A 1038-nucleotide genomic window follows, 5' to 3' on the forward strand; every position below is an offset into this window, starting at 1 on the left:
GCCTGGTCCCGGTTCGCTCGCCACTACTACGGGAATCTCGGTTGATTTCTTTTCCTCCAGGTACTGAGATGTTTCAGTTCCCCGGGTTCGCTTCACCAAAGCTATATATTCACTAAGGTGATACCTTATCCACCTCTCCCAAATCCCGCGAACGGAAAATGGAAGAAATGGTGAAGGTGGGTTTCCCCATTCGGAAATCGTCGGATCAAAGCTTGCTCACAGCTCCCCGACGCTTATCGCAGCGTGCCACGTCCTTCTTCGCCTGTACATGCCAAGGCATCCACCAAATGCTCTTACCTCACGCTTGAGAATCCACACCATCAACGACAGGCCTGCATAAAAGCCCATCGTCTAGCGATGATGTAGAGAATTATCTCAGCCAGATAATCAATTTTGATTGATTTGTGATGGCACCGATCCAACAGCTCGAAAGCCGTCATCACGATACCGCCACGGCATCGATTTAAAAACCCATTCACAATGTCAAAGAACGGCGGAAACCCGCCTACCGGCCAATGCCGGATCTGTTTCGTTTCATCCTGGAGATGTCTGGTGGAGCCTATCGGGATCGAACCGATGACCCCCTGCTTGCAAAGCAGGTGCTCTCCCAGCTGAGCTAAGGCCCCATAAAGCCAGACAAGTAATGGTGGGCCTGAGAGGATTTGAACCTCTGACCTCACCCTTATCAGGGGTGCGCTCTAACCAACTGAGCTACAGGCCCACATGCGCCATCGACGGCCTATTGGCCGCGAGGGGCGTGAGCCGGCTCAGGCATTTGCACCCGGACGCAAAGCGCCCGCGAGCAATCTCCAGTGATGAAAGGACATGAGGACGACGGCAGTGTTCTTTGGAAACCACGAAGCACTTCCGACGGCTAGCGCCGGCGCTTTCGTGAAAATCCTTAGAAAGGAGGTGATCCAGCCGCAGGTTCCCCTACGGCTACCTTGTTACGACTTCACCCCAGTCGCTGATCCCACCGTGGCTCGCTGCCTCCTAAAAGGTTAGCGCACGATCTTCGGGTGAAACCAACTCCCATGG

2 tRNA genes and 2 rRNA genes are annotated in these 1038 nt (G+C 54.0%); all 4 read right to left on the reverse strand.

Annotated features, from left to right (window positions below):
• Positions 1 to 310 (reverse strand): 23S ribosomal RNA (locus V6D20_03540); the annotation flags it as partial.
• 240 nt (positions 311 to 550) lie between these two features.
• Positions 551 to 626 (reverse strand) — tRNA-Ala (locus V6D20_03545).
• Positions 627 to 644: 18 nt separating this feature from the next.
• A tRNA-Ile gene (locus V6D20_03550) sits at positions 645 to 721 on the reverse strand.
• Positions 722 to 905: 184 nt separating this feature from the next.
• Positions 906 to 1038 (reverse strand): 16S ribosomal RNA (locus V6D20_03555); the annotation flags it as partial.

Source organism: Candidatus Obscuribacterales bacterium (assembly GCA_036703605.1).
Lineage (GTDB): Bacteria > Cyanobacteriota > Cyanobacteriia > RECH01 > RECH01 > RECH01.